Origin of the sequence: Streptomyces polyasparticus, assembly GCF_014493765.1 — a bacterium.
Taxonomy (GTDB): Bacteria; Actinomycetota; Actinomycetes; order Streptomycetales; family Streptomycetaceae; genus Streptomyces; species Streptomyces polyasparticus.
On record NZ_JACTVJ010000012.1, the window covers coordinates 168,771 to 193,630 of the forward strand.

Annotated in this window: 21 protein-coding genes and 3 pseudogenes; 13 read left to right on the forward strand and 11 right to left on the reverse strand. The window is 69.8% G+C overall.

Going from position 1 to position 24,860, the window contains the following annotated elements; translation table 11 throughout:
- Positions 1 to 129 precede the first annotated feature (129 nt).
- On the forward strand, positions 130 to 960 hold the full coding sequence (locus H9Y04_RS25295) for an IclR family transcriptional regulator (RefSeq protein ID WP_187816305.1): 831 nt from the start codon (positions 130 to 132) through the stop codon (positions 958 to 960).
- An 85-nt stretch (positions 961 to 1,045) separates the two neighbouring features.
- Here H9Y04_RS25295 and H9Y04_RS25300 read toward each other — a convergent pair whose 3' ends face one another.
- Genes H9Y04_RS25300 through H9Y04_RS25310 form a run of 3 tightly spaced genes read right to left on the reverse strand, consistent with a single transcriptional unit; the run spans position 1,046 to position 3,851 of the window.
- On the reverse strand, positions 1,046 to 1,768 hold the full coding sequence (locus H9Y04_RS25300; RefSeq protein WP_187816306.1) for an SDR family NAD(P)-dependent oxidoreductase: 723 nt from the start codon (positions 1,766 to 1,768) through the stop codon (positions 1,046 to 1,048).
- Positions 1,765 to 2,682, reverse strand: coding sequence for a dihydrodipicolinate synthase family protein (locus tag H9Y04_RS25305; protein ID WP_187816307.1), 918 nt, complete (start codon positions 2,680 to 2,682; stop codon positions 1,765 to 1,767). The genes H9Y04_RS25300 and H9Y04_RS25305 overlap by 4 nt, the downstream gene beginning before the upstream one ends.
- 2 nt (positions 2,683 to 2,684) lie before the next feature.
- Positions 2,685 to 3,851 (reverse strand): mandelate racemase/muconate lactonizing enzyme family protein, encoded by a 1,167-nt coding sequence (locus H9Y04_RS25310; RefSeq protein ID WP_187816308.1) that lies wholly within the window; start codon positions 3,849 to 3,851, stop codon positions 2,685 to 2,687.
- A gap of 157 nt (positions 3,852 to 4,008) precedes the next feature.
- Between H9Y04_RS25310 and H9Y04_RS25315 the strand changes: the two genes are divergently transcribed.
- The 3 genes from H9Y04_RS25315 to H9Y04_RS25325 all read left to right on the forward strand — a co-directional run bounded on the left by H9Y04_RS25315 (position 4,009) and on the right by H9Y04_RS25325 (position 7,317).
- On the forward strand, positions 4,009 to 4,662 hold the full coding sequence (locus H9Y04_RS25315; protein ID WP_187816309.1) for a bifunctional 4-hydroxy-2-oxoglutarate aldolase/2-dehydro-3-deoxy-phosphogluconate aldolase: 654 nt from the start codon (positions 4,009 to 4,011) through the stop codon (positions 4,660 to 4,662).
- Positions 4,659 to 5,669: a sugar kinase gene (locus tag H9Y04_RS25320; protein WP_308801094.1), complete on the forward strand. Its 1,011-nt coding sequence runs from the start codon at positions 4,659 to 4,661 to the stop codon at positions 5,667 to 5,669. The genes H9Y04_RS25315 and H9Y04_RS25320 overlap by 4 nt, the downstream gene beginning before the upstream one ends.
- A 319-nt stretch (positions 5,670 to 5,988) precedes the next feature.
- Positions 5,989 to 7,317: an NsdA family TPR-like regulatory protein gene (locus tag H9Y04_RS25325; RefSeq protein ID WP_187816310.1), complete on the forward strand. Its 1,329-nt coding sequence runs from the start codon at positions 5,989 to 5,991 to the stop codon at positions 7,315 to 7,317.
- A gap of 188 nt (positions 7,318 to 7,505) precedes the next feature.
- Here H9Y04_RS25325 and H9Y04_RS25330 read toward each other — a convergent pair.
- The 5 genes and pseudogenes from H9Y04_RS25330 to H9Y04_RS25350 all read right to left on the reverse strand — a co-directional run.
- A pseudogene (locus H9Y04_RS25330) lies at positions 7,506 to 8,437 on the reverse strand (IS256 family transposase); the annotation flags it as partial.
- 20 nt (positions 8,438 to 8,457) lie between these two features.
- Positions 8,458 to 9,287: pseudogene (locus H9Y04_RS25335) on the reverse strand (IS5 family transposase).
- Positions 9,288 to 9,334: 47 nt separating this feature from the next.
- Positions 9,335 to 9,685 (reverse strand): annotated as a pseudogene (locus H9Y04_RS25340) (transposase); the annotation flags it as partial.
- A 111-nt stretch (positions 9,686 to 9,796) separates the two neighbouring features.
- Positions 9,797 to 10,141, reverse strand: coding sequence for a hypothetical protein (locus H9Y04_RS25345; protein WP_187816313.1), 345 nt, complete (start codon positions 10,139 to 10,141; stop codon positions 9,797 to 9,799).
- Between the two features lie 254 nt (positions 10,142 to 10,395).
- Positions 10,396 to 10,941: a GNAT family N-acetyltransferase gene (locus H9Y04_RS25350; protein ID WP_187816494.1), complete on the reverse strand. Its 546-nt coding sequence runs from the start codon at positions 10,939 to 10,941 to the stop codon at positions 10,396 to 10,398.
- A 115-nt stretch (positions 10,942 to 11,056) separates the two neighbouring features.
- On the opposite strand from H9Y04_RS25350, the gene H9Y04_RS25355 reads away from it, so the two are divergent.
- The 3 genes from H9Y04_RS25355 (at position 11,057) to H9Y04_RS25365 (ending at position 13,748) form a co-directional block, all read left to right on the forward strand.
- Positions 11,057 to 12,187, forward strand: a complete 1,131-nt coding sequence (locus tag H9Y04_RS25355) for a LacI family DNA-binding transcriptional regulator (RefSeq protein WP_187816314.1) — start codon at positions 11,057 to 11,059, stop codon at positions 12,185 to 12,187.
- A gap of 205 nt (positions 12,188 to 12,392) precedes the next feature.
- A complete protein-coding gene (locus H9Y04_RS25360; protein ID WP_187816315.1) occupies positions 12,393 to 12,851 on the forward strand; it encodes an SUKH-3 domain-containing protein in 459 nt (152 codons plus the stop codon).
- Between the two features lie 234 nt (positions 12,852 to 13,085).
- Positions 13,086 to 13,748: an HAD family hydrolase gene (locus H9Y04_RS25365; protein WP_308801096.1), complete on the forward strand. Its 663-nt coding sequence runs from the start codon at positions 13,086 to 13,088 to the stop codon at positions 13,746 to 13,748.
- Between the two features lie 352 nt (positions 13,749 to 14,100).
- On the opposite strand, the gene H9Y04_RS25370 is transcribed toward H9Y04_RS25365, so the two are convergent.
- Complete coding sequence (locus H9Y04_RS25370) at positions 14,101 to 15,099, reverse strand: acetylxylan esterase (RefSeq protein WP_187816316.1); 999 nt, start codon at positions 15,097 to 15,099, stop codon at positions 14,101 to 14,103.
- Positions 15,100 to 15,560: 461 nt separating this feature from the next.
- Between H9Y04_RS25370 and H9Y04_RS48960 the strand changes: the two genes are divergently transcribed.
- From H9Y04_RS48960 to H9Y04_RS25395, 6 genes are all read left to right on the forward strand, one after another.
- Entirely contained in the window at positions 15,561 to 15,737 is a 177-nt protein-coding gene (locus H9Y04_RS48960; protein ID WP_498067167.1) for a DUF8847 domain-containing protein, read from the forward strand.
- Positions 15,738 to 16,804: 1,067 nt separating this feature from the next.
- On the forward strand, positions 16,805 to 18,052 hold the full coding sequence (locus H9Y04_RS25375; protein WP_187816317.1) for a sugar ABC transporter substrate-binding protein: 1,248 nt from the start codon (positions 16,805 to 16,807) through the stop codon (positions 18,050 to 18,052).
- 61 nt (positions 18,053 to 18,113) lie between these two features.
- The gene (locus tag H9Y04_RS25380; RefSeq protein ID WP_187816318.1) at positions 18,114 to 19,088 is read left to right on the forward strand and encodes a carbohydrate ABC transporter permease; all 975 of its coding nucleotides are present in this window, start codon (positions 18,114 to 18,116) and stop codon (positions 19,086 to 19,088) included.
- Positions 19,085 to 19,993 (forward strand): carbohydrate ABC transporter permease, encoded by a 909-nt coding sequence (locus H9Y04_RS25385; protein ID WP_236071371.1) that lies wholly within the window; start codon positions 19,085 to 19,087, stop codon positions 19,991 to 19,993. Before H9Y04_RS25380 ends, H9Y04_RS25385 begins: the two co-directional genes overlap by 4 nt.
- A 63-nt stretch (positions 19,994 to 20,056) precedes the next feature.
- Positions 20,057 to 21,259: a glycoside hydrolase family 1 protein gene (locus H9Y04_RS25390; protein WP_187816319.1), complete on the forward strand. Its 1,203-nt coding sequence runs from the start codon at positions 20,057 to 20,059 to the stop codon at positions 21,257 to 21,259.
- A gap of 292 nt (positions 21,260 to 21,551) precedes the next feature.
- Positions 21,552 to 22,958 carry a glucoamylase family protein gene (locus H9Y04_RS25395; RefSeq protein ID WP_187816320.1) on the forward strand — a complete coding sequence of 469 codons (1,407 nt, stop codon included), beginning with the start codon at positions 21,552 to 21,554 and terminating at the stop codon, positions 22,956 to 22,958.
- A 24-nt stretch (positions 22,959 to 22,982) separates the two neighbouring features.
- Here the strand turns inward: H9Y04_RS25395 and H9Y04_RS25400 are convergent, their stop codons facing one another.
- Together H9Y04_RS25400 and H9Y04_RS25405 are read right to left on the reverse strand one after the other, a co-directional pair.
- On the reverse strand, positions 22,983 to 23,660 hold the full coding sequence (locus H9Y04_RS25400) for an ABC transporter ATP-binding protein (RefSeq protein WP_187816321.1): 678 nt from the start codon (positions 23,658 to 23,660) through the stop codon (positions 22,983 to 22,985).
- Positions 23,657 to 24,745 (reverse strand): ABC transporter permease, encoded by a 1,089-nt coding sequence (locus H9Y04_RS25405; protein ID WP_187816322.1) that lies wholly within the window; start codon positions 24,743 to 24,745, stop codon positions 23,657 to 23,659. Before H9Y04_RS25405 ends, H9Y04_RS25400 begins: the two co-directional genes overlap by 4 nt.
- Positions 24,746 to 24,860: the final 115 nt, after the last annotated feature.

Consider the following 24,860-nt stretch of genomic DNA (forward strand, 5'->3'; position numbering starts at 1 on the left):
GCCGGGCGAGATCTCCGGAGAAAGCCGGAAAAGACGGACGGCATTTGATCCATTCCGCCAGAATGGACAAGAATATTGCAAGTAGTGGATAACGCATGTGGCCACGGCCGCTGAGGGAAGAGGAGCACCATGGCAGCCGAATCCGTTGCCGGTACGCAGGCGGTCGAGCGCGCCATGTCGCTGCTCGGCTGTTTCACCGATGAGCAGAGCGAGCTGCGGATCACCGAGCTGTCCGCGAAGACCGGCCTCGGCCAGTCCACGGTGTCGCGGATGATGTCCTCGCTCGACCGGCTCGGCTATGTGGCACAGGACTCCCGCACGGGTCTGTACCGCCTCGGCCCCGCGGTCGTGACCATGGGTTCGGTGGCGCTGAACGGCTCACCGATCTACCGCGCCGCACGCCCCATCGCACAGAACCTCGCGCACGCCACGGGACTCGGCGTCAATCTGGCCGAGTTCCGCGAGAACGCGCTCTTCTATCTGTGCAACTTCGAGGGCGCCAAGTCCCCCAAGTCCTTCACGATGGCCGGGCGTACGGCTCCGCTGCACGCCACGGGCATGGGCAAGGCGCTGCTCGCGCAGCAGTCGCCGGAGTTCGTCCGCGCGTACTTCGCCGACGGCCTCGCGCACGGCTACACGCCGCACACCATCACCGACCTGACGGACATGGCGGACGCGCTCGCCGAGATCCAGAGCCGCGGATACGCCACCGAGGTCGAGGAACTCGCCTTCGGCCGGGCCTGTCTGGCCGCCCCGATCCGCGAGCGCGGCGGCCAGGTGGTGGCCGCGCTGTCGCTGAGCGGGCCGCTCTCGGAGCTGGATCTCGCCCGGCGCCAGCAGGAGTTGGCCCTCATGGTGATCGAGGCCGCGGACGAGGTGTCCGTGGCACTCGGCTACACGGTCTCCTTCGCCGCCCAGCCACGCCTCGCCCCGGCGGCGGCACGCGAAGCCTCCCGCTGAGCACACCGCACGACAGGCCTGCCTCGGCCCACGGTTCTTCAACCGCGGGCCGAGGCAGGCCTGTTGAGTACAGACATCGGTCCGCTCACGTATCCCCGTACAACTTGCCCCGCAGATCAGGGCGCAGGAACGCGGCCGGTGAGGCGATGGACAGGCCGCCGTCCACCGGCAGGACGACACCGGTGACGAACGGGGCCGAGGCCAGGTAGAGCACGGCCCCTGCGACATCGGAAGGCTCGCCGACGCGCCCCAGCGGATATCCCTCGCCGACCTGCGGTAGATCGTGGTTGCCGATCATGCCGGGCGCGACCGCGTTGACCCGCACCCCGCGCGGACCGTAGTCGAGCGCGAGCTGCCGGACGAGCCCCTCCACGCCCGACTTGGCCGCCGCGTATCCCGGCAGTGAAGGTGCGGCGAGTGTGGCGTTCACCGAGCTGATCGCGACGATGCTGCCGCCCGCCGGGAGTACGGGCAGGGCGGCGCGGGCGGGGAAGAACGCGGTGTCGAGGGTATTGGCGATCGCCCGGCGCCAGTCGTCGGGATCGGCCTCGTGCGCCCGCGCGGGCGCCATGACGGCGGCCGCGAGCACCAACACGTCCAGCCCGCCGAGGCGTTTCACGGTGCGGGCGACCGCCGCGTCGGCGCCCGCGGGTGCGCTGACGTCGAGCGTCAGGTTCTCCACAAGCGCCTCGGGGACGTCACCGCCGACGGACACCCCGACGACGCGGTCCCCGGCCTCGGTGAAAGCCTCGGCGACGGCATGGCCGATCGGTGACGTACTCCCGATCAGCAGAACGGCACGGCTCATGCGCGCACCTTATGCCGCACGGGCAGCTGAAGATCTTCGAGGATGTCGTCGAGCGCCCTGGCGGTCAGCGGATCGAGCACCTGCGCCGGCAGCCGTACGGCACCCGATGCGATGATGCCGCGCCGGCGCAGCACCTCCTTGTGCACGGCCCAGGCCTGTCCCGAGCGCATCCCGAGGTGGATGAGCGGGAGCAGCCGGCCGAACGCCGCCCGTGCCGCGGCCCGGCGTCCGGCGGCGAGGTCGTCGAGGATGGTGCGCAGCAGGTCGGGGAACTCGCAGGCGGGCATGGTGCCGACGCTGCCGTGGTCGTACTCCTCGAGCAGCGAGAGGGCGTTCTGTCCGCCGAGGACGGCGATGCACGTGCCCGCGGATTCGGTGACGGCGGCGACCTTCAGCGGGGTCGGGGGTGCCTCGACCTTGACGGAGGTGATGCCGTCGACGGCGGCGAGCGTGGTGATCGCGGCGACGTCGATCGGGACTCCGGTGACTCCCGGTGCGTCCTGGATCATGACGCTCGCGTCGGTGGCCGCGGCGACCTGCCCGTAGAAGTCGATGACCTGCTGACGGCTGGGCTTGACGAGGAACGGCGGCAGCACCATCAGCTGGTCCGCGCCACCGGCCGCCGCCGACTGCGCCTGTTCGACGGCGATTTCGGTGCTGGTGCCGTTGACACCGGCGATCAGCGGGAAGTCGGCGCCGATGACGTCGCGGACCTCGCGCAGGATGAGGGTGCGCTCCTCGGTGGTCAGGGCGAAGCCCTCGCTCGCCATGCCGAAGACCGCGAGTCCGTCGACCCCCGACTCGAGTTCGAACTCCACGAGGGAGCGCAGCGAGGCGAGATCGAGCTGGCCGGCGTCCGTGAACGGTGTGGCGACGATGGGGATCAGGCCGGTGGGCGTGCTGCTGCGGGACATGGTCAGCTCTCCTTGGCGAGGTCGGTGACGGTCTCACGGTCGATCTCGACGCCGAGCCCGGGGCCGTCGGGCAGCGTGAACCCGGTGGGACCCGCGCCGAGCGGCTTGCGCAGGATCCGCTGCGCGAACGGCACGGTGGTGGGCTGGAATTCGAAGTACGGGCTGTCGGCGACCGCGGCCGATACATGCAGCCCGGCCGCGAGCGCGACACCGAGGCCGACGGAGTGGTGGCAGGCGACCGGCACATGATGGGCCTCGGCCAGTGCGGCGATGGTCATGGCCTCGGTGATGCCGGTGCGGGCGACATCGGGCTGGGCGAGGCCGAGGGCGCGCCGCGAGAGCCAGTCGCGGAACTCGTAGCGGTTGCGCAGGGATTCACCGACCGCGACGGGCGTGGTGATACGGGAGGCGAGCTCGCGGTGTCCGTCGGTGTCCTCGGGGGCCAGCGGGGCCTCGAAGAACAGGGCGCGGCGGCGGTCGAGTTCGTGGCCCAGCTCCAGGGCCTCGGCCAGGCTGTACGCCCAGTGGGCGTCCACGGCGATCCGTACGCCGGGTGCCGCGGCGGCCACCGCGTCGAAGGTGGCGAGGTCCTCGTCGACGCCCTTGCCCGCGGCCAGTTTCACGGCGAACGCGCCCTGGGATGCCCAGTCGGCGGCGAGGCGGGCGCGGCCCTCGTCGGTCGGCTCGGGCAGACCGGAGACGTACGCCGGGATCTCCGTACGGTAGGCCCCGCCGAGGAGTTGGGCGACGGGGAGGTCGAAGGCCTTGCCCGCCAGGTCCCACAGGGCGATGTCGAGTGCGGCGAGCGCGTCGGCCTGGTGGCCGACCAGGTGGCCCCGCTCGCGCATGAGGTCGCGCATGCCGTCCCACAGGGGGCGGACGGCGCGGGGGTCGCGGCCGGTCAGCCACGGGCCCAGCATCCGGTCGATGATCGCGGCGACGACCTCGGGGCCGACGGGGGCCAGCGCCTCGCCCCAGCCTTCGAGGCCGTCGTCGGTCGTGACGCAGACCAGCAGGGTCTCCATGTGGGGCGAGTAGAGGCTGCGCCACGGTGGCCGGACGAAGTAGCCGTCGTCGGCGCGGGGGCTCGTGCCGTCGTCCAGCTTGCCGAGATAAGCCGACTCCGTCGGCTGCTTGATGACGTAGGTCGTCACCTGTGCGATCCGCATGACTCTCCTTCAGGGCTTGAGCATGCGCATTATTGCTTGGCCATTGCGCATTGTGAAAGTAGCATCCACTAAGTTATTTCGAGTTCCAGTACGGACGCTGCTTCCGGTATGGACGCTGTTCCCGTACGGACTCCGTACAGACGCTGAGGGAGCACTTGTGGATCTTCTGGCAGAGCTCACCCGTCGCAGGGTGCTTGCGATCATCCGCGCGGGCGGCCCGGACCATGCGCTGGAGTGCATCCGCACCCTGGTGGGTGCAGGAGTGACCGCCCTGGAGGTCTCGCTCACCACGCCGGGTGCGCTGGAGGCCGTCACCAAGGCCCGTGCCGTGTACGGGCCTTCCGTACTCCTGGGCGTCGGCACCGTGCTGAAGGCGGCCGATGCCGATGCCTCAGCTGCGGCCGGAGCCTCCTTCCTCGTCACTCCCGCACTCACCGCCGGCGCGCGCCGCGGAGTCGAGACCGGCCTCCCCGTGCTGTGCGGGGCGCTGACGCCGACCGAGGTCATCGCCGCGATGGACCTGGGCGCGGCGGGAGTCAAGATCTTCCCCGCGGGAGTCCACGGCCCGCGCTACATACGCGAGTTGCTCGCACCGCTTCCCGATGCCCCGCTCGTCGCGGTCGGGGGCGTCGATGCCGAGAGCGCCCCCGCATACCTGGCCGCAGGAGCGCGGGCGGTCGGGGTGGGCTCGCCTCTGGTGGGCGACGCGGGCAGGGGCGGGGACCAGGATGCGCTCGCCGCTCGGGCCTCTGCGCTGCTTGCCGCAGTGGGCGTCCCTGCTCCGGGTTCCGACGGGCACCGATCGCAGTGACCGGCTCCGACAGCCAGATCGGCATCGACGGCAGCAGCACCACCGAGAGCAGTGAAGGGAACACCCACATGACGGCGACGGCCCTCACGATCGGCGAAGCCATGGCGTCGATCCGCACCGCGGCACCCCTCGAACTCGGGGGCGCCGCCCACCTGTCCATCGCCGGTTCGGAGACGAATGTGGCGATCGGGCTCTCCCGGCTCGGCCACGAGGTGTCCTGGGTCGGCGTGGTCGGCGCGGAGCAGCCCGGCAACCTGATCCGCCGGACCTTGCGCGCCGAGGGAGTCGGGACCCGGTTCGTCCGTACCTCTGAGGCAGACTTCACCGGTTTCATCGCCTTCGACCAGCCCGCGCACGACCTCACCAGGGTCAGCTACCACCGCGCCGGCTCCGCGGGTTCCACCTTGACCGCGGCGGAATGCGTCGCCGCGGTCAATGCGGCCGCCCCTCGCCTGCTGCACCTCACCGGCATCACCCCCGCGCTCTCCTCCACGGCACGCGAGGCCACCCTGGCCGCCGCGCGCGCCGCGCACCGGGCCGGGGTGCGGGTCACGCTCGACGTCAACTACCGCGCCCGGCTGTGGTCCCGGCCTGCTGCGGCCGCCGCCTTGCGCGAGCTCGTACCGTACGTGCACACGGTCTTCGCGTCCGAGGACGAGCTCGACCTGCTGAGTTCGGCGAGCAACCCGGGCGAGATGCTGCTGGCAGACGGCGTGGCCGAGGTCGTCGTCACGGCGGGCGCGAAGGGCGCCCACTGCCTCACACCCGACGGACGGCTGCACCAGCCCGCGCTCGATGTGACAGCGGTGGACAGCGTCGGGGCGGGTGACGCGTTCGTCGCCGGATACCTCTCCGGGGCCCTGGAGCGCCTCCCCGTCGCGGACCGACTGCGCCGCGCGGCGACGGCGGGTGCCTTCTGTGTCGGGACGCGCGGGGACTGGGAGGGGCTTCCGTATCGTTCGGATCTGGCCCTGCTGTCGCACGGCGGGGGTGCGGCTCTGCGCTGAGCGCGGGCTGCCGCCTGGCAGTCGTTGCGCGGGCGTTGGGACATGGGCCTCCTGGTGGTGGCCTGCCGAACCCGGCGCTTTCGGGGAGTGCGTCTCCTTCGCTGATGCCTCAGTGCGCCCATGGGCATCACGACTGAGAACACGCCCCCCAGGGCAAGGTGATGCGCATGGCTCCTATGTCCGACGGCAAGGGTGGTCCCGCTCACCGAGGCAGGCCCCATCACGGGCTCGCCTCGTCTCTTGGGGAGACCGCGGCGTCGGCGCTCCTCGGTGGGCTCCGCCCGAGTGCTCTTCCGCAGTCTCCGTGGGACGGGGCCCGGTGACCCGGCAGCCCAATCGCGCACTGGCCGCGCTCCTTGCCGAATCGGGATGGACCTACGGGGAGTTGGCTCTCGCGGTCAACGACCTCGGTGCGCATCATGGGCTGCGTCTGCGCTACGACCGCAGCTCCGTGGCGCACTGGCTCAAAGGATCGAGGCCCAAGGAACCGGTCGTGCAAGTGATGGCGCAGGTATTCGCGCAGCGCTGCGGGCGGCTCGTCACCCCGGCCGATCTCGACATGGCCACGGACGACTCCCCCGCCCCTGCTCCGGGACTTCACGCCGGGCCGCGCGAAGTACTGGAGAGCCTGGTGAAGTTGTGCCGCCACCAGAACACCGGCAAGGCACCTCCGCTCACCGGTCCGTCGGCCGTCGAGCGCGTCCGCGACCCCGGGTGGCACCCCCGCACGCGCACCACTTCCCCCGGGCTCTCGGAGGAACCAGTGGCCCGCCTTCACCTCGTATCGGAGATGTCCGACACCCTGCTGTGCCGCTATGGCAGCCACGGGCGTACTGCCCTCGAACGCTATGTCGCCGACGAGGCGGCATCCGCGCAGGTGATGAGGCGGCCGCGGCAGGCTGCGGCGCACCTCATCGTGTGCGCCCGCCTCGCGTACACCTTGGCGGCCATGACGGCCGACGAAGGCCGGGCCGGACTTGCCCTGCGCTATCACCGTGCCGCCTTGCTGCTGGCCCGGCTCGGCCAGGACCGCGGCCTCTACGCCATCACTCTGCGCGCGATGAGCGCGCAGGCTCTGGCACAGGGCGCTACGGCCAGGGCGGAGGAACTGATCACACAGGCGTTGCGTAACAGCGAGCAAGCCGCCCCGGCCGTCCGTGCGTTCGTCCTCGGGCAGCAGGCCCTCGTCCTCGCCCACAGCAGACGGCAGGCAACCGCGCTGGACACCTTGCGCGCGGCGGAAAGGGCCTATCGGCTGCACGGCGACACCGGCGCGGACGCGTTCACTCATTACCCGGTCGCAGGCCTTCACTACCAACGCGGGGAGCTCCTCTTCGCGCTGCGCGACAACCACGGTGCGGCCGATGCCTACCGTGAGGCGCTCGCGGCCCAACCTCGCACCCAGCATCTCGCGCGGGCTCTCACCCATCGCCGGCTCGGCAGCGTGTTCCACCGCCAGCACCGCTGGGACGAGGCGACGGTCCACTGGAACGAGTTCCTTGCCCGCTATCCGCAGGTCCGGTCCGCACGGGCGGACCGGGACCTCGCACGGGTCGTCAGAGAAGCCAGGACCGCCGGCGGTGCCCGGGGCGTCCTCGACCGGGCCCGCGCCCTCCAACGCGTCAACTCGACCGGCCGCGCTCTGTGACGGCCTCGGCGGGCGTGCCCGCCGAGCGGCCCACGCACCCGACGCTCACCCTGGCCGCTCAGCGGCCAGGAGCCGCTGGAGCGCTTCGCGAAACGAGGCAATGAACCGGTCGCGGGTGGGGGCGGACACCCGGTCGAGGGAGTGTCTGATTCTTTGTGTAAGCCCTGGTTGTGACGCTGCTTCTGTGTCTACTGGTTCTCGGTGACGCGGTCGCCGTAGTAGCCGGCGAGGACGTTGATCGCCTCCTTCCAATTATGGGTCCGCCCGGTGGGTTGCGCCGGTTCGGCTGCCGATCACGGATCACGAGGTAGAGCACCTTCAGCGCGGCCTCCTCCTTCGGGAAGTGCCCGCGCCGCCGAGTCGCCTGCCGGAAGCGGGAGTTGAGGCTCTCGATCATGTTCGTGGTGTAGACGATCTTCCGGATCTCAGGCGGGAACCTGAGGAACATGACGAAGTGCTCCCAGTTGCGGCGCCAGACCGCGATCAGCGCCGGATACCTCTTGCCCCAGAGCTCTTCGAACTCGGCGAACCGGGCCTCGGCGGCATCCGCGGTGGCTGCCGTATAGACCTGGCGGAGTCCCTTCGCGATCTGCGACCAGTGCTTGGTGGACGCGTACTTCAGTGAGTTGCGGACCATGTGCACGACGCACAGCTGGATGTCGGCCATCGGCCAGATGCTGTTGATCGAGTCGGGCAGGCCCTTCAGGCCGTCGCAGCAGGCGATCAGGACGTCCTCGATGCCGCGGTTCTTCAGCTCCGCGAGCCAAGCCATCCACTGCGTGGCTCCCTCGCCGCCGGAGCCGACCCACATCCCGAGCACGTCCCGTTCGCCCTCGATGTTGATGCCGACCGCGATATACACGGGTCGGTTCGCGACCGCGCCATCGCGGATCTTCAGCACAATCGCGTCGATCATCAACACCGCGTAGGTGCGATCCAGTGGTCGCTGCCGCCAGGCGTCGAGTTCCTCGGTGACCTTGCCCGTGGCCCGCGAGATCAGGTCCCGTGACACGTCGATGTCGTAGATCTCTGCGAGATGGGCCTGGATCTCACCCGTGGTCAGTCCCTTCGCATAGAGCGACAAGATCGCCTCGTCGAAACCTTCCACCCGTCGTTGATGCTAGGAGTTGTCTTCAAATGTCACGCCCACATCAGGAGCGAGGCGAGGGTGACTGCTGCCTGGTAGGACTCGACGGTCTTGTCGTAGCGGGTCGCGATGCCGCGCCACTGCTTGAGGCGGTTGAAGCACCGTTCCACGACGTTGCGCCGCTTGTAGAGCTGCTTGTCGAAAGTCGGCGGGCGCCCGCCCCGGCTGCCGCGTCGGAGCCGGTTGCGGACCTGATCGACGCGCTCGGGAATGGTGTGGCTGATGCCGCGACGTCGCAGCCAGGTCCGTATGGCACGGGAGCTGTAGCCCTTGTCTCCCAGCACGTGGGCGGGCCTGACCCGGGCCCGGCCTGGCCCGAGCCGGGGCACCCGGATCGCCTCCATTACGGCGGTGAACTGAGTGCAGTCGTTGGCGTTCCCGCCGGTGACCGTGAAGGCGAGCGGGCGGCCGAAGGCGTCGCAGGCCAGGTGGATTTTGCTGGTCAACCCTCCCCGGGAGCGTCCGAGCGCCGGCGGGCGGAGCCCCCTTTTCGAGCCCCGGCCGCGTGCTGGTGGGCGCGCACGACGGTGGAGTCGACCGAGACCAGCCAGTCGATGTCTCCGGCCGCGTCCGCCCTGGCCTGCGCGGCCCGCAGCAGCCGCTCGAAGGTTCCATCCAGCGCCCACCGCCGGAAGCGGGTGTGGAGTGTCTGCCACGGCCCATACCGCTCGGGCACATCCCGCCATGCCGTGCCGGTACGGAACTTCCACACGATCCCGTTGAGGACCCTTCGGTCATCCAACCGCTTGCGGCCCCGCAAGGACGCGGGCAGCAGCGGTGAGACGAACTCCCACTCCTCGTCAGACAGTTCATGGCGACGTATCACCCGACCATGATCCACCACTCAAGATCAATTGAAGACACCGCCTAGGGCACGACCGCCGGCTCGAAGTTCCCGGCTCGATCCCGGGGCACCTCGATATCGACCGCCCCGACATCGGTCAACACCCGTTTCCGCGAGCTGCCGTTGCGGGAGATCCCGCTGCCGTGCCCGGCCAGATCTCCTCGCTCGTAGCCGAGGTGATCACTCATCTCGGCCTCCAAGGCGCCCTCCAGGACCAGCTTCACCAGCCCTTTGAGCAGCCCGTTCTCCCCGACCAGGTTCAGCCCTTCGCTGCGGGCCCGCTCCACCAGCTGCTGAGCCAACTCCTGGTCCTGCTTGGACAGTCGTGCCAACTCGGCTCCCGTGCGTACGATCGGCCGTTCATCCCTGTTGCCCATCGTGATCCTTCCCGGCAGAGACCACGTCTCACGCCAGACCGGTCACACCGGGCTTACACGATCTTTCTGACAGTCCCAACACCCACACTGCGGGGGTCGTTGGTCAACGGGTCATTCCTCGTGGACAGCCATTCTCTGGGCCAAGGTCTCAGGGTTCGGCAGCCGTGTGGCGAGGCGGCCAGGAATCTCCAGGTCCGCAGGGGCGCGCATGATCAGCCTGCGCGGTGGTGTCAGGAGAGAAGCGATCGCAGTGAACACCTCCAGCATGCTGTTCGAAATGCAGGTGACTCGAGTGAGATCGACGGTGATGTCGTGGCGCCTTTCGGCGAGCAGCACCGCCAGGTCTCGGGTCACGGAGGCCTTGTATGCGCCGGTGAGGGCGCCGCCCAGCCACAACGTGGAGGTCTCGGGGTCGGTCTTGAGGCTGGGTGAGCCGTTGAGCGATGTCGCGTCCATCTCAACTCCGAAGAGGACGCATCGTGAAGCCGAAAGCGTGGGTCTAGGCAAGGAAGCCGACGAAGGCGCACGGCGAGCGCGATGCAGGAAAAGCGGAAAGACCGCTGATGAATCCGCTGGCGGTGGGCACTCCCGGGCCCTGTTCTATCCGCCCGATGACCTCTCGCTGCGCCAACAACGCGCGCCACCCACGGTAGCCATGACACTACTCGCCTGGCTGCTCGCCAACTGCCCTTTCACTGAAGACGCTCAGGTCACATCGGGAGGGACCGCAGACGAACCGGACCCGACGGCCAGGAAGCGTCCTTGTGCAAGGGAGTCACCATGGTGCGCAACGGCATGGTCACCACGCGGGATCCGGGCTGCTCCACGAGCACCTCTCCCTCGATCACACGCCATCCGAGGCGCTGATACAGCCCCACCAGGGGTGGCCTGCAGAACAGGAGCGCGTGCCGGGGCCCCATCGTCCGGGCGTGGTCGAGTGCCGCGCCGACCACCGTACGAGCGAGGCCTCGGCCCCGTACATCGGGTGCGACCGCCACTCCCCCGACCCCGATCACCTCTGTCGCCACGCCACCCACGGCGATCGGCAGGCGCCGCAGACCGGCGTGGGCCACCAGGCGGGCGCCGTCCTTGACTCCGAAGTGATCTTCCTTGGGCAGCCAGGTCAGGCCGAACTCAGCCACACCGAAGGGGTCTTCGCCGCCGCCGAGGATCTCCTCCAGCTCGGCCTTCGTGTAGCGGGGGAGGCGTACAGCTGCCAGCGCGCGATCAGGGGCCGACGGCTGCGAGGGGGGCATACTCATCACCCCCGCCACGATGCCAGGTCCGCACACCTCCCCCGCCCTCGCCCCTGCCTTGCCCGCGTACCACACCCCCACCTAAGATGAATGCGCTTTCATTCACCTGTTGCCCATGCGAAGGACTCGGGGGCCCCATTCCGTGAGCACCACCCCCACGGTGTACGACGTCGCCGAGCGTTCCGGCGTCTCGATCGCCACCGTTTCCCGGGTCTACCGCAACCCCGACTCGGTCCGCGCACAGACGCGGGAGCGGGTGCTCGCAGTCGCGCGCGATCTCGGTTACGTGCCCAGCGGCAACGCGCGCGGGCTCGCCAGCCGTTCCACCGGCGTGCTCGGTCTCTGCTTTCCCGACTACTCCGACCCGGACGCGGAATCGGAGGCCGAAGCCGGGGCCGGCGGCCATGGGGACGAGGCCGACGACGAAGCGGCGATGCTCTACTCCGACCAGATCATCCGCGGCATGGAGCGTGCCGCACGACGCCACGGCTACGCACTGCTGATCGCCGCGTCCCTCAAGGGCGGCCCCGAGAGCCTCGTCGCGAAGGTCGCGGGCCGCGTCGACGGTTTCGCCGTGCTCGCCCGCACCGTACCGACGGAGGAGCTCGAGGTGATCTCGCGTCGTCAGCCGGTCGTGATGCTGGCCGGACCGCGCGAGTCGAACGATCTCGACCACCTCGACCACATCGAGGTCGCGAACGCGGACGGCCAGCGGGAGCTCACCCGCCATCTGATCGAGGACCACGGCTTGCGGCGGCTCGCATACGTCGGGTTCGCCGAGGAGTCGCCGGATGTCGAGGCGCGGTTCCGCGGCTACGTCGAGGCGTGCCGGGCCGCGGGGATCGAGGTCGGTGCCGAGCCGGATCTAAGGGTGGCGATGATGACGCAGGCGGAGGGCGCGCGAGCGGCCGAGGCGCTGCTCGACCGGCCCGGGGAACGTCCCGAAGCACTGCTCTTCGCCAACGACCAGATGGCCGTGGGCGCGCTGCACACGCTGGACCGGCGGGGGCTGCGGGTGCCGCAGGACGTGGCCGTGACCGGGTTCGACGGCATCGCCCTCAGCCGCTTGGTGCGGCCCGCGCTCACCACCGTCCGCCAGCCGATGCGGCGGATGGGCGAGGAGGCGGTCGAGCTCCTGGTGCGCAGGCTGAGCGACCGGGCGCAGGGAAAGACGGAGGACCCGGTGTCCATGACGCTGCCGGTTTCCGTGGCACGCCGGGCGAGCTGCGGCTGCCGAGCTGCCTGAGCAGAGGCTCGCCCCGCCCTCGCATGCCAACGGCCGGCCGGCAGTCATGTGCGGCGAGCCTCGCATGTGCGCGAAGGCTCTGATCGACGGGAGACGATCTGAGCGGCCTCGATATCGTGACCGGCAATCAAGAGGGCGAGTCATTCGCCATGCGTAAGAACTGCAAGGCGTGAGAGCCGGGCATGGTCAGAAAGTTGCACACCGTATGAGTGACGAGCACAGCAGGGCGAGGGAGGAGTCCTTCGGCAGGGTGTTCGCCGGTGCCTCGCGCGTCGCATGCAGCCCTGTGGACGTCGAGGCGGCCCGTCGGGCCTATGAGCAGGCGGGCTTCGATGTCACCGACGAGCTCGTGGAGTTCCTCGGGACGTACGGCGAGACCACGGTCTTCTGGCCGTCGCATGTCACCGGAGACGAGACGTCGCTGACGGTCTCGGTCGAGGAGGCCGCTGAGGCATTTGCGCCGAACGTGCGGTACTTCGAGAAGCGCCTCGGCATGTCCGCCCTGCCGGTGGGCATCGCCTTCGAGACCGAGGAGATGGTTCTCCTCGCAGAGAACGGTGACATCGTCCTCGGCGGTGACGCAGGAGTTCAGCGGGTCGCGCACGGGTTCGAGGAAGCCGTGCGGGCCCTGATCTCGGGCGACTGGGACATGACGTTCTTCTAGGACTCGTGACAGTCCTGGTCGCGTGGGGTCTGGCTTCGATCGGGGTGAACCCGCCGCGCGAACGTCCCCGTCCGTGATCACGGGGCTCGGTGGAGACGCCACCTGGTAATTCTTTCTGCCTGGCATCACTCCTGAACCTGGCCGCTTGACCAGCGGCTCGCCCCGCCCCTGGACGTGCACCGCGAGTGGGAGGGACACCCCCGCCCCGGCGTCAGCCAGTGGCATCCTTGGTCGGTGCTCTCATCCGATCACGTAGGTGCTGTGTTCTTCGACGTCGACGGCACTCTCGTCCCAGGTACGAGTTCGTCGGTGTTTCTGGCCGGGTTCCTCGGCCACCGGGACGAGTTGGCCGAGGCTGAGGACGCCTACGCCCGCGGCGCCATGGACAACCGGCAGGTCTCCGAACTGGATGCCGCGGGCTGGAAGGGGACTCCCGAAGATCAGGTCGCCGGCTGGCTCGACGGGCTTCCCTTGGTCTCGGGCATTCCGGAGACCGTGGCCTGGTGTCGGCACAACGGCTTGGTGCCCGTCCTGGCCACCCTCGCCTGGTCGCCGGTCGGCAGCTACCTGACCGACCGCTTCGGCTTCCACGCGTTCAGCGGTCCTCGGCTGGAGACCGTCGACGGCCGGTTCACGGGCCGGGTCGCCCGCCACTCCAACGAGTACGGCAAACGCGATTTCGCTCTCACGCAGATACGGGAGTTGGGGCTGGCTCCCCGTTCGTGCGCGGCCGTCGGAGACAGCCGCTCCGACCTGCCGCTGTTCGCGTCGGTCGGGGTCAGCGTGGCATTCAACGCCTCGGCGGGAGCGCGCGATGCGGCAACCGTCGCGGTGGACGACGACGACCTGCGGGGCGTGCTTCCCGCCTTGAGTCGCCTGGTCACAGCCGCTCGTTGACGGCCGCGACGAGGACGGTCGACTCGGACCGAGCGGTCACTCGTGGCGGACCGCCACATCCCTCCGGACGGCCGCCTCACGGTGGATCGCCACCTCGGACCGAACGGTCACTCGTCGCGGACCGCCACATCCCTCCGGACGGCCGCCTCACGGTGGATCGCCACCTCGCTCCGGACGACCGCCTTGTGACGGACCGTCACCCCTTAGACGACGGTCACCTTGTGGCGGACGGTCGGATTCCACCCAGCTCCAACCATCCGCCGCTCACCCCTCCACCCGAGCCGAGCTCCTCCCCCGCTCAGCGCCGCCTGAGCTCCTCCCCCGCCCAGCCCCACCTGAGCTCCTCCTCCGCTCAGCCCTTCCGACCCAACACCCGCCCGAAGAACTCCCCCTTCGCACGCGCGAGTTCGGCCGTGGAAGCCTTCGCCCCGGGCCACTCGAAGTGCCCCGCGTCCAGTACGTGGAGTGCGCGCCCGGAGTCGGCCGGCAGGCCGTTGTACACGGCGAACTGGCCCGGCGGCGGCACCGACGGATCGAACAGCGCGGGCGCCGCGAGCACCGGCTTGCGGATCCGGGTCGCGGCCGTCGCCGCGTCGAAGTACCGCAGTACGTCGAGCACTTCAGGGTGCTGCGCGTGATACCGGCGCACCGTGGCACCGCTGCCCACGCAGTCCAGGGTCAGCCGCAGCGGATGGTTGCCGAACGTCGGGACGGTGAGCTGGCCCGCCGCGAACCGTTCGTCCCACGGCAGCGCCAGCGCGCCGAGGCCGCCGCCGAAGCTCTCCCCCAGGTAGCCGAGCCGCGGCGCCAGGCCGGGCACCAGTTCCAGCAAGGCCGTCGCCGCGCACCAGAGATCGGCGACGCATTCGCCGATGACGTACGACTCCCGCGCGGTGATGCCGTGCAGGACATGCTCGTCGGATACGGACGGGATTCCGGGCTGCAGGCCGCGCGTTCCCATGCCGCGTACGCAGGGCAGGAGGGCCGCCGACCGCGGCAGCGGCAGGGGGACGTCGCGGCCGGGTTCGTCGCGGCCGCCGTAGCCGTGGCCGATGACGAACCCGTGCTCCACCGGTCCTGCCGCCGGCAGTACCAGCCAGCCGCCCAGGCGGACGTCCCCGACCGAGGTGTACGTGACCTCGTGGACGCGTACACCGTCGCGCTCCTCCACGACGCGTCCCACCTCGGGGGCGGGCCGCACACGCAGCGCCCTGGCATGGCGCTCGCGCCAGAAGTCGTCGAAGTCCGCGGGGGCTTCGGGGACCGGCACGGCCAACAGATCGTCGAGCGTGCTGCCGTAGGCCGGGTCGAACGGGAAGTCGTGCGCGAAGGCTGTACCGGTGCGGGTCATGAGCATGACCCTAATCACCGGCCTCCACCCCTGACCGCCCGGCTCCCCGCCCTGCCCACCCCGCTGACCACCCGGCCACCCCGGCTCCCCGCCCTGCCCACCCCGCCGACCGCCCGGCCACCCCGGCTGCCCGCCCTGCCCACCCCGCCGACCGCCCGGCCACCCCGGCTGCCCGCCTTGCCCACCCCTCCGACCGCCCGGCTACTCCAGATACCTGCCTCGCCCGGCGCCGGACCGGCGTCTTGCTCGCCATGGTCTGCGACGGAACCCTCTACAAGCCCCTTCCTGTTCGGGCGACTTGACCCCTGCTTGCCCTCCGCTCAAGCCCATGGTCAGCTTCGGGCATGAGGGGCGAGAATCCCGAGCACCTGACACTCATCCGGCGCTGGCTCGCGGGCGAGATCGTCAATAACACCGTCGGCATCAAGATCGTCGGCGGCCCTTACAACGGGTGAACCAAAATCGTCGAGCTCGACGAGACAGGACTGCCGCCCACAGGCTTCCGAGTCCGCGCCGGTCGAGCACCGGGATCTGGAAACCCCGCCGCCAAACACACCTACCTGGCAGCCCGAGCCCCCGACGCCTCGGCGGGATGGATCTACGAACACACCGGGGCCGACACCACCGCGGAAGACTGACGCCGCCGATCCTCCAGCGCCCCGCGGGCACTTACTCGAGCCCCTACGGGCACCACCCAGCGCTCGGCTTCTTCGACGACTCGACGTCCCGGGACGACCTGGACTCGGCCAACAACCTCGCGTACCCCGGCGAACTGGACCAGGGGCGCCGACGCGGTCGAGACCCCCGAAAGCGGCCGGAGTGTGAGGACGGGAAGGCGCTCGGCCACGCGAGCCCCGGACCGCGCTCACGAAGCAGATCTGCGCGGTATGCACCCGGCTACCTCAGCCTGCCCACCCCACCTACGACACGCCCACCGGAGCCCGGAGCCCGGAGCCGGGAGCTCGGAGCCCGGATCCGGGAGCCCGGATCGCGGAGCCCGGAGCCCGGATCGCGGAGCCCGGATCCCGGAGCACGGATCCCGAAGTCCGGATCCCGGATCGCACGTAAAGCGCTCGAACGCGTCCCGGATCGACGCGGGGCCGAGATGGGCCAGGCGGAGCAGCTGGCAGGTCGACGTCCGCCAGGGTCAGGCGCTCAGCGAGGACGGCTTGGCGGCAGTCCGGTCCACGGCAGGAGAGCCAGCAGCCGAGTGCCTGGTGAAAGAGCCCGGCGGCAATCCGGTCCAGCGCGGGACAGGCAATAGCCGAGACCAGGCGAGAAGGCCTCGGTGGCAGACCGGTCCGCAGCGGAAGAGGCAGCAGTCGGAGTGCCCACGAGGAGAGTCCCGCGGCAGTCCGGTCCGCAGCGGGTGAGGCAGCAGCCACCGCCCAGCCACACCCCTGCCCTCCCCGACGCCCTGACCATCCCCACAGACCCGACGATGCCCACCCCTCAATCCCCACCCTCAATCCCCACCCTCAATCCCCACCCTCAATCCCCCACCCGCACGCCCCTTCGACCAGGCCACCCCACCCCCCACCACGACCCGCCAGGTACTTTCGTTTAGCAAACAACCGGCACCATCCCCCTCCCGTTACGGGAGTGTGACCAAGGCCCCCCTTGTCACACCCGAGCGGTTGCCACAGAGTTATGTATGCGCTTACAGACAGCGCATACATCGGAAACGCTCAAGGAGGAGCCCTCCATGACCCGCGCCGCCACCAAAGCTGCCGTGGCCCTCACGTTGGCGTCCGCGCTGACCCTTACCGCCTGCGGCGGCTCGGACGGTTCACAAGTCTCGGCCGACTCGAAGCAGACGCTGAGCGTGTGGGCGATGGGCACCGAGGGCGAGAAGCTCGCCGATGTCGCGAAGGTCTACGAGAAGGCCAACCCGAACATCCAGGTGAAGGTCACCCCGATCGGCTGGGACGTCGCCCACCAGAAGCTGGTCGCCGCCGCCGCTGCGGGCAAGCTGCCCGACGTGATGCAGATGGGCGGCAGCTACATGACCGAGTTCGCGGACATGGGCGCCCTCGAGCCCGTCGACACCAAGACCTTCCAGGAGAAGGACTTCTTCCCGGCCGGCTGGAAGCAGAGCCAGTACGAGGGCGAGACGTACGGCGTGCCGTGGTACGTCGACACCCGGGTCCTCTTCTACCGCACCGATCTCGCGCAGAAGGCGGGCATCGACAAGGCCCCGGCCACGATGGCGGAGCTGCAGCAGGCCGCACAGAAGTACAAGGACAATGCCGGGACCAAGTGGGGTCTTTCGATCCAGCCCGGCGGACTCGACACCGTGCAGAGCTTCTACCAGTTCCTGTACTCCGCCGGCGGCGAGATCGTCACGCAGGACGGCAAGGCCGTCGCCAACAGTCCTGCCGCCGTCAAGGCCCTGGAGAACTACGCCAGTTACTTCGACAAGGGCCTGAGCGAGAAGTCGGTGCGTCCCGGTTACGACGTCACCAAGGACTTCAACAACGGCTCCGTGCCGATGTTCTTCGGCGGCCCCTGGATCATGGGCCTGATCGACGAGAACTACCCGGACCTGAAGGGCAAGTGGGCCGTCGCCAACGTGCCCACCGACGAGTCCTCCAGCGCCATGGCGGGCGGCTCGGCCCTCACGATCTCCGCGGACAGCGAGCACAAGGCCGCCGCGCAGGAGTTCATCAAGTACCTCACGGACGCGAAGGGCCAGGCCGACTGGTACGAGCGCACCAAGGACCTCCCGGCCAACGTGAACGCCTGGAAGTCGGGCGACCTCGCCTCCGACCCGGCCATGCAGGTCTGGAAGACCCAGATGGAGTCGGCCAAGGCCTCGCCGGCCCAGCCCAAGTGGACCGAGATCACCTCGAAGATCGACACCGCGATCGAGAAGGCCGTCCAGGGCAAGGCCTCCGCGAAGAGCGCGCTCGACGCCGCCAACGGCGAGATCGAGGGCCTCGTGGCGAAGTAGCCGCCTCGCGACGTCACTCACCACCCCCGGCACCGCAGGCCGGAAGCCCGAAGGACGGACCATGTCCACCACGACACCCACTCCCGCCAAGTCCGGGGCCGTCAAGGCCCCGGGCGGCGGCCCCGACCGCAGCGACGGTCGGCGCAGAAGGCGCTCGACGGGGAAGCAGAACCTGGCCGGCTGGCTGTTCTCCACCCCGTTCCTGGTGCTGTTCGGCGTCTTCATGCTCTTCCCGATCCTCGCGACGCTCCTGATGAGCTTCACCGACTTCGGGCAGCGGCATGTGAGGCGCCCGCTGGACGCCGAGTTCATCGGCTTCGAGAACTACGTGAAGCTGTTCGGCGACGAGCAGTTCCTCAAGGCCCTGTTCAACACGGCCTACTTCGTGGTCGTCGGGGTACCGCTGACCATCGGGCTCGGCCTGCTCGTCGCGGTGCTGCTCAACAACGGCATCGACCGGGCCCGCACCTTCTTCCGCGTCGGCTTCTACGCTCCCGTGGTCACGACGATCGTCGCCGTGGCGATCGTGTGGCGTTTCGTCCTCGATCCGTCCGACGGGCTCATCGCCGGCCTCGGCGACGAACTCGGCTTCACAGCACCGGACTTCCTCGGCTCGGAGACCTGGGCCATGCCGTCCCTGATCGCGATGGCGGTGTGGCGCAACCTCGGCACCGTCATGGTCTTGATGATCGCGGGTCTGCAGGCCATCCCGCAGGAGGTGCGCGAGGCGGCCCGGCTCGACGGGGCGAACGCCTGGCAGGAGCTGCGCCGCATCACGGTGCCGCTGCTTCGCCCGACGCTCCTGTACGCCACGGTGATCACGACCATCGGCTACCTCAACGTCTTCGAGGAGCCCTTCGTGATGACGCAGGGCGGCCCTTCGGACGCCACGCTCACCGTGTCCCTCGACATGTACAAGCAGGGCTTCAGCTTCTTCAACATGGGCTACGCGAGCGCCATGGCGTATGTCCTCTTCGTGGTGATCATGGCCATCACGGTGCTGCAGCTGCGACTGATGAAGGACAACACGAAATGAGCGCCGCACCCACCGTCGCACCCGCCACCGCCCCGGACGGCAACAGGCAGGTCACCGGCCCGAGCCGCCCCCGGCGCCAGGGCCGCGTGAGCAAGCCGGTCCTGTACGTGGTCGCCTCGCTCGGTCTCCTGGTGATGGCCACGCCCTTCCTCTGGATGGCGCTGAGCGCCTTCAAGACGAAGAAGGACCTCACCGCCAGCCCGCCGGTGTGGCTGCCGTCCGAGTGGACCCTGCAGAACTTCCGGGATCTGCTCGACCAGTTGGACATGCCGCAGTACTTCCTGAACTCGGTGATCGTCGCGGTCCTCGTGACCGTATGCAATCTCCTGTTCTGCTCGATGCTCGGCTATGCACTTGCGAAGCTGAACTTCACCGGGCGCTCGAAGGTGTTCGGGATCGTGCTGGCCGCCCTGATGGTGCCGGCGAACCTGATGGTCCTGCCGCTGTTCGTCCTCATCAACCAGCTGAATCTGCTCGACACGTATGCGGGGCTCGTCCTGCCCTTCGCGGCCGGCGCGTTCGGTGTCTTCCTGATGCGGCAGTTCATGCAGGCCATCCCCGACGAGCTGCTCGAAGCGGCGCGGATGGACGGCGCCGGCGAGTGGTACATCTTCTGGCGGATCGTGCTTCCGCTGGTCAAGCCGGCCCTCGCCACGCTGACGATCTTCACGTTCCTCGGGTCCTGGAACAACTTCATCTGGCCCCTGATCGCGACCAACGACCCCGAGAAGTACACACTCCCGGTAGCCCTCGCGACCTTCGCCAACGACCCCAACCGCACGGTGGGCGGCGCCAACGGCATGCTCATGGCCGGTTCGCTCCTGGTCGTCCTGCCCGTGCTGCTCGTCTTCGCCGTTCTCCAGCGGCACTTCACCCAGGGCATCGCCACCGCCGGCATGAAGTAACCACCGGCCGGCCCGCGCGACGTCCGCCCCTCCCCCCTCGTACGCAGAAAGACAGGCACCACCATGACGCCCAGCCCTGCCCGCACGCCCTTCCCCGACGGCTTCCTGTGGGGCGCCTCCACCGCCGCCCACCAGATCGAGGGCAACAACGTCAACAGCGACTGGTGGCGCAAGGAGCACGACCCGGCGGCCGGGATCGCCGAGCCCAGCCTCGACGCCTGCGACAGCTACCACCGCTGGGAGCAGGACATGGACCTGCTGGCCGAACTCGGCTTCACCGACTACCGGTTCAGCGTCGAGTGGGCCCGCATCGAGCCCGCCCGCGGCCACTTCTCGCGCGCCGAGATCGCGCACTATCGACGGATGGTGGACGGGGCGACAGCCCGTGGGCTGCGCCCGATGGTGACCCTGCACCACTTCACGATCCCGCAGTGGTTCGAGGACCTCGGCGGGTTCACCGCCGACGGCGCCGTGGAGCTCTTCGCCCGGTACGTGGAGGAGTGCGCACCCATCATCGGCGAGGGCGTACGGCATGTGTGCACCATCAACGAGCCGAACATGATCGCGGTGATGGCCGGCCTCGCCAAGCGCGGCGAGCAGGGCTTCCCGCCCGCCGGGCTGCCGTTCCCCGACGAGGAGACCACGTACGCCCTCATCGCCGCGCACCACGCCGCCGTGAAGGCCGTCCGCGCCATCAACCCCGACATCCAGGTGGGCTGGACCATCGCCAACCAGGTCTACCAGGCCCTGCCCGGCGCCGAGGAGGTCACGGCCGCCTACCGCGGCCCGCGCGAGGACGTGTTCATCGAGGCGGCGCGCGGGGACGACTGGATCGGTGTGCAGTCCTACACCCGTACGAAGATCGGCGAAGAAGGTCCGGTGCCCGCGCCCGACGACGCCGAGCGGACGCTGACGAGCTGGGAGTACTATCCCGAGGCCGTCGGACACGCGATCCGGCACACCGCCGAACTCATCGGCCCCGGCACCCCGCTGATTGTCACCGAGAACGGCATCGCCACCGGCGACGAACAGCGCCGCATCGACTACTACGCCGGCGCGCTCGACGCCGTGGCGGCCTGCCTCGACGACGGCATCGACGTACGCGGCTATCTCGCGTGGAGCGCCCTCGACAACTACGAGTGGGGCACCTACAAGGCCACCTTCGGGCTGATCGGCTGGGACGGCGAGACCTTCGCCCGCACCCCCAAGCCGGCCGCCCACTGGCTCGGCGGCCTGGGCCGCGAGCGGTCGCTGCCGCGCCTGTGACGCCTTGTAAGTGATCCCTGGTATGTGACGCCTCGGACGTCACGCCGAGGTCCTGCGGCCGGTCGCGCGCCGCAGTACGACCCGTCCCGGAGCGATGCCCCTAGACCGCTCCGGGACGTACGGGACCGGGAGCACACACCCCGCCGTCCCGGTCCCGAGGGCCTGCGTACCTGACCCCGCAGGCCCGCACCGGGGCGGGGGCCGACGCCGTGACAGGCGTCCGGCCCCCGCCCCACCAGCCCGCACGAGCACCACGAACTGCCTTTCCGTCACCGCCCTTTCGGAGGACTTCATGGATCGCCGTACGTTCCTCATGGCCGCCTGCGCCGGCACCGCGGCCCTCACGCTCGGCTCGGTCTCCGCGGCCGGTGCCGCCCCGGCCCGCTCCGACGCGGCGCTGTTGCGCACCTGGTTCCGCTCGACCTTCCGCTCGATCGAGGCGATGACCACCGACTTCGGTCTCGTCACCGACAAGATCGACGTCAGCCGGGGCGCCCCCGTACCGTCCGTGCAGACCTCCCCCACCAACATCGGCTGCGGCCTGTGGGCCACGGCCGCCGCGGGCGGACTCGGCGTGATCGGCCGGGACACGATGGAGCGCCGTCTGACGCGGACCGTCGCCGCGGTCGAGCGGCTGGAGCGCGCGCACGGGTTCTGGTTCAACTGGTACGACGCGCACGACGGTTCGCTCTTGACTGCCTGGCCCGAAACCGGCGACACGGTCCGCCCGTTCCTGTCCTCCGTCGACAACGCCTGGCTCGTCACGGGCCTGCGGATCGCCGCCGACGCCGCGCCCGCCCTGCGCCCGCGGGTCGCGAAGCTGCTCGCCGACGCCGACTGGTCGTACTACTACACGCCGTACGACCCCGCCGACCCGGTGGCGGGCCCCGGCCAGCTGCGCGGCGGCTACTGGCCGGACAAGCCGGGCAAGGGCGAACCGACGGTCCACCATTACGGCGCCCTCAACACCGAGCCCCGGATGGCCAGTTACCTCGGCATCGCCGACGGCAGCATCCCCGCCGACCACTACTGGCACCTGTTCCGCACGATGCTGCCCGGCATGGGCCAGGAGCAGGACCCGGCCGGCGCCTACGCCACCATCGACGGCGTCCGCGTCTGGCAGGGGCACTACACCTATCGCGGCCGCAGGCTGATCCCCACCTGGGGCGGGTCCATGTTCGAGGCACTGATGGTGCCGCTGTTCGTGCCGGAGCCGCAGTGGTCGCCGCGTTCGTGGGGCCTGACCCACAGCCGGTTCGTACGCAGCCAGATCGAGCACGGCATGGACGAGGCGGGGTACGGCTACTGGGGCTTCTCCCCCGCCAACATCCCCGAGGGCGGCTACCGCGAGTACGGAGTCGACGCGATCGGCATGCAGGAGGAGGGCTACCACTCCCTCGGCGTCGTCACGCCACACGCCTCGTTCCTCGCTCTGCCGTACGCCCGGTCTGAGGCGATCGCCAACCTCCGTGCCCTCGACCGGGACTTCGGCGCCTACGACGACACGTACGGCTTCCGCGACTCGGTGAACGTCGCCACCGGCCGGGTGAGCGACTTCGTCCTCGCCCTCGACCAGGGCATGGTCGCCGCGGCCCTCGCGCAGCAGCTGAGCGCCGGACTGCTGCAACGCCCGTTCCGTACAGGAGGATTCGCCGCCAAGGTGCGTCCGCTGCTGGAAGAGGAGCGCTTCTCGATCTAAGGGCGGGCGCTCGACCCGCCCCGCTCACCGGCACGGCACCCGCAGCCTCCCGTCCTGCACCTCCGCCACTTGGTCCACCGCCGTGAGGTGGGCCGGGTCGTGGGTGACGAGGACGGTGGCGGTCGCCTGGCGGTGCGTGAGGTCGGTGAGCAGGTCGATGACGGCGGCGCCGCGTTCGTGGTCCAGGGCGCTGGTGGGTTCGTCGACGAGCAGCACCCGGGGGGCGTTCATCAGTGCCCGTGCGATGTTCACGCGCTGCCGCTGGCCGCCGGACAGCTGGTGGGGGCGCCGCCCTGCCTGGTCGGCGAGGCCGACGGCGTCGAGGAGTTCGAGGGCTCGGGTGCGGGCCTGCGCCGGGCTGCGGCCGTCGATCCGGGCCATGACCTGGAGCTGTTCGGCTGCGGTGAGCGAGGGCAGCAGGTTCGGCTGCTGGAAGACGATGCCGATGGTGTGCCGGCGCAGCTCGGTGAGTGCGCGGCGGGACAGACCGGTCGTGGACGTGCCGTCGATGGTCACCGTGCCGTGATCGGGCGTGATCAGGGTGGCCGCGACGGCGAGCAGGCTGGACTTGCCCGAGCCGGAAGGACCGACCACCGCGGTGACGCTGCCCGCCGGCACGTCCAGGGTGACCCGGTCGAGGGCGGTGAGCCGGGAGTCGCCGTCGGGGTAAGTGAGCGTGATATCGGTCAGGTTGAGGCTCATCGGGCACTTCCCAGCGCGGTCAGCGGGTCGACGGACGTGATGCGGCGGATGGACAGCGCGGCCCCGAGTGCACCGAGGAGGATCGTCACCGCGGCCGGGACCAGGACGGTCGACGGAGTGAGGAGGAACGGCACCTCGCTCGCGGCGGCCAGCGCGCCGAGGCCCACCGCGAGACCGGTGCCGATCAGCGTGCCGAGGAGGAGCAGGACGACGGCCTGGCCGAGCGCGTCCTTGAGGAGGCTCGCGGTGGAGGCGCCGAGTGCCTTGAGCACCGCGACATCGCCGCTGCGCTGAATGGTCCAGACGGTGAAGAAAGCACCGATGACCAGCGCGGAGATCGCGAACAGGAAGCCGCGCATCAGCTGCAGCGAGCCGTTCTCGGAGGTGTACGAGCCGATCGCGGCCAGCGAGTCGTCCTTGGCGACCGTCTCGGTGCCGGCGGCCTTGTCCGCGGCGCCGATGTCCGTACCGGAGTCGCTGTCGATCGCGAGGACGGTCGCGAACTCTTCGTCGCCGGCGGCCGGGGGCGCGATGCGCTGCCAGGTGTCGAGGCTGGTCCAGATCACCGGGGTGTGGCTGAAGTACGCATCGCCCTTGACGGCGGCAACCTTCAACTTCTGCCCGGCCAGGGTGAAGGTGTCCCCGGGCCGCAGGCCGAGGTCGTCGGCGGCCGCGGTGGACAGCACGGCCGACTCTCGGTCGATCCTTTTGCTGTCGGGCGCCAGGGCCGAGCCCGGCCGGACGCCGAAGGCGGTGACCCCGCTGCTCGTGCCCGCACCGGCGGAGGCCTCGGTGGTGGTGATACCGAGCGGTTCGGCGCCGGTAACACCGGGCGTGCGCTGCCACTGCCGCCACTGCGCGGCGGTGATCCGGGAGTTCGCGTACGACAGGTCCTGGCCTCCGGTGGGTGTCTGGAACGCGATCCGGTCGGCAGGCAGGCCGGTGATGGCGGAGATGTTCTGCTGCCCGAGGCCCGCGGTCAGACCGGAGAGCAGCCCGACGAGCAGGGTGATGAGCACGATCACGGTGCCCATCAGAGCGAACCGCCCCTTGGCGAACTTCAGATCTCTCCAGGCGACGAACACGGACTTGCCTGCCTCCTTCGGCGGTGGGCCGCGGTGGTGGACCGCGCCAGTGCCTCCACCCTCGTCGGCGGCCGCTCCCGGGACATCTGCCGGGCGAGGTCACTTCGCGGACCGA

What these genes read in the sequence shown, in the direction of transcription:
- H9Y04_RS25380 (WP_187816318.1), top strand. Translation starts at nt 18,114, where the DNA reads ATGTCCACCACGACACCCACTCCCGCCAAGTCCGGGGCCGTCAAGGCC.
- H9Y04_RS25360 (WP_187816315.1), top strand. Translation starts at nt 12,393, where the DNA reads ATGAGTGACGAGCACAGCAGGGCGAGGGAGGAGTCCTTCGGCAGGGTG.
- H9Y04_RS25370 (WP_187816316.1), bottom strand. Translation starts at nt 15,099, where the DNA reads ATGACCCGCACCGGTACAGCCTTCGCGCACGACTTCCCGTTCGACCCG.
- H9Y04_RS25310 (WP_187816308.1), bottom strand. Translation starts at nt 3,851, where the DNA reads ATGCGGATCGCACAGGTGACGACCTACGTCATCAAGCAGCCGACGGAG.
- H9Y04_RS25390 (WP_187816319.1), top strand. Translation starts at nt 20,057, where the DNA reads ATGACGCCCAGCCCTGCCCGCACGCCCTTCCCCGACGGCTTCCTGTGG.
- H9Y04_RS25350 (WP_187816494.1), bottom strand. Translation starts at nt 10,941, where the DNA reads ATGCCCCCCTCGCAGCCGTCGGCCCCTGATCGCGCGCTGGCAGCTGTA.
- H9Y04_RS25385 (WP_236071371.1), top strand. Translation starts at nt 19,085, where the DNA reads ATGAGCGCCGCACCCACCGTCGCACCCGCCACCGCCCCGGACGGCAAC.
- H9Y04_RS25375 (WP_187816317.1), top strand. Translation starts at nt 16,805, where the DNA reads ATGACCCGCGCCGCCACCAAAGCTGCCGTGGCCCTCACGTTGGCGTCC.
- H9Y04_RS25300 (WP_187816306.1), bottom strand. Translation starts at nt 1,768, where the DNA reads ATGAGCCGTGCCGTTCTGCTGATCGGGAGTACGTCACCGATCGGCCAT.
- H9Y04_RS25395 (WP_187816320.1), top strand. Translation starts at nt 21,552, where the DNA reads ATGGATCGCCGTACGTTCCTCATGGCCGCCTGCGCCGGCACCGCGGCC.
- H9Y04_RS25355 (WP_187816314.1), top strand. Translation starts at nt 11,057, where the DNA reads ATGCGAAGGACTCGGGGGCCCCATTCCGTGAGCACCACCCCCACGGTG.
- H9Y04_RS25345 (WP_187816313.1), bottom strand. Translation starts at nt 10,141, where the DNA reads ATGGACGCGACATCGCTCAACGGCTCACCCAGCCTCAAGACCGACCCC.
- H9Y04_RS25295 (WP_187816305.1), top strand. Translation starts at nt 130, where the DNA reads ATGGCAGCCGAATCCGTTGCCGGTACGCAGGCGGTCGAGCGCGCCATG.
- H9Y04_RS25400 (WP_187816321.1), bottom strand. Translation starts at nt 23,660, where the DNA reads ATGAGCCTCAACCTGACCGATATCACGCTCACTTACCCCGACGGCGAC.
- H9Y04_RS25305 (WP_187816307.1), bottom strand. Translation starts at nt 2,682, where the DNA reads ATGTCCCGCAGCAGCACGCCCACCGGCCTGATCCCCATCGTCGCCACA.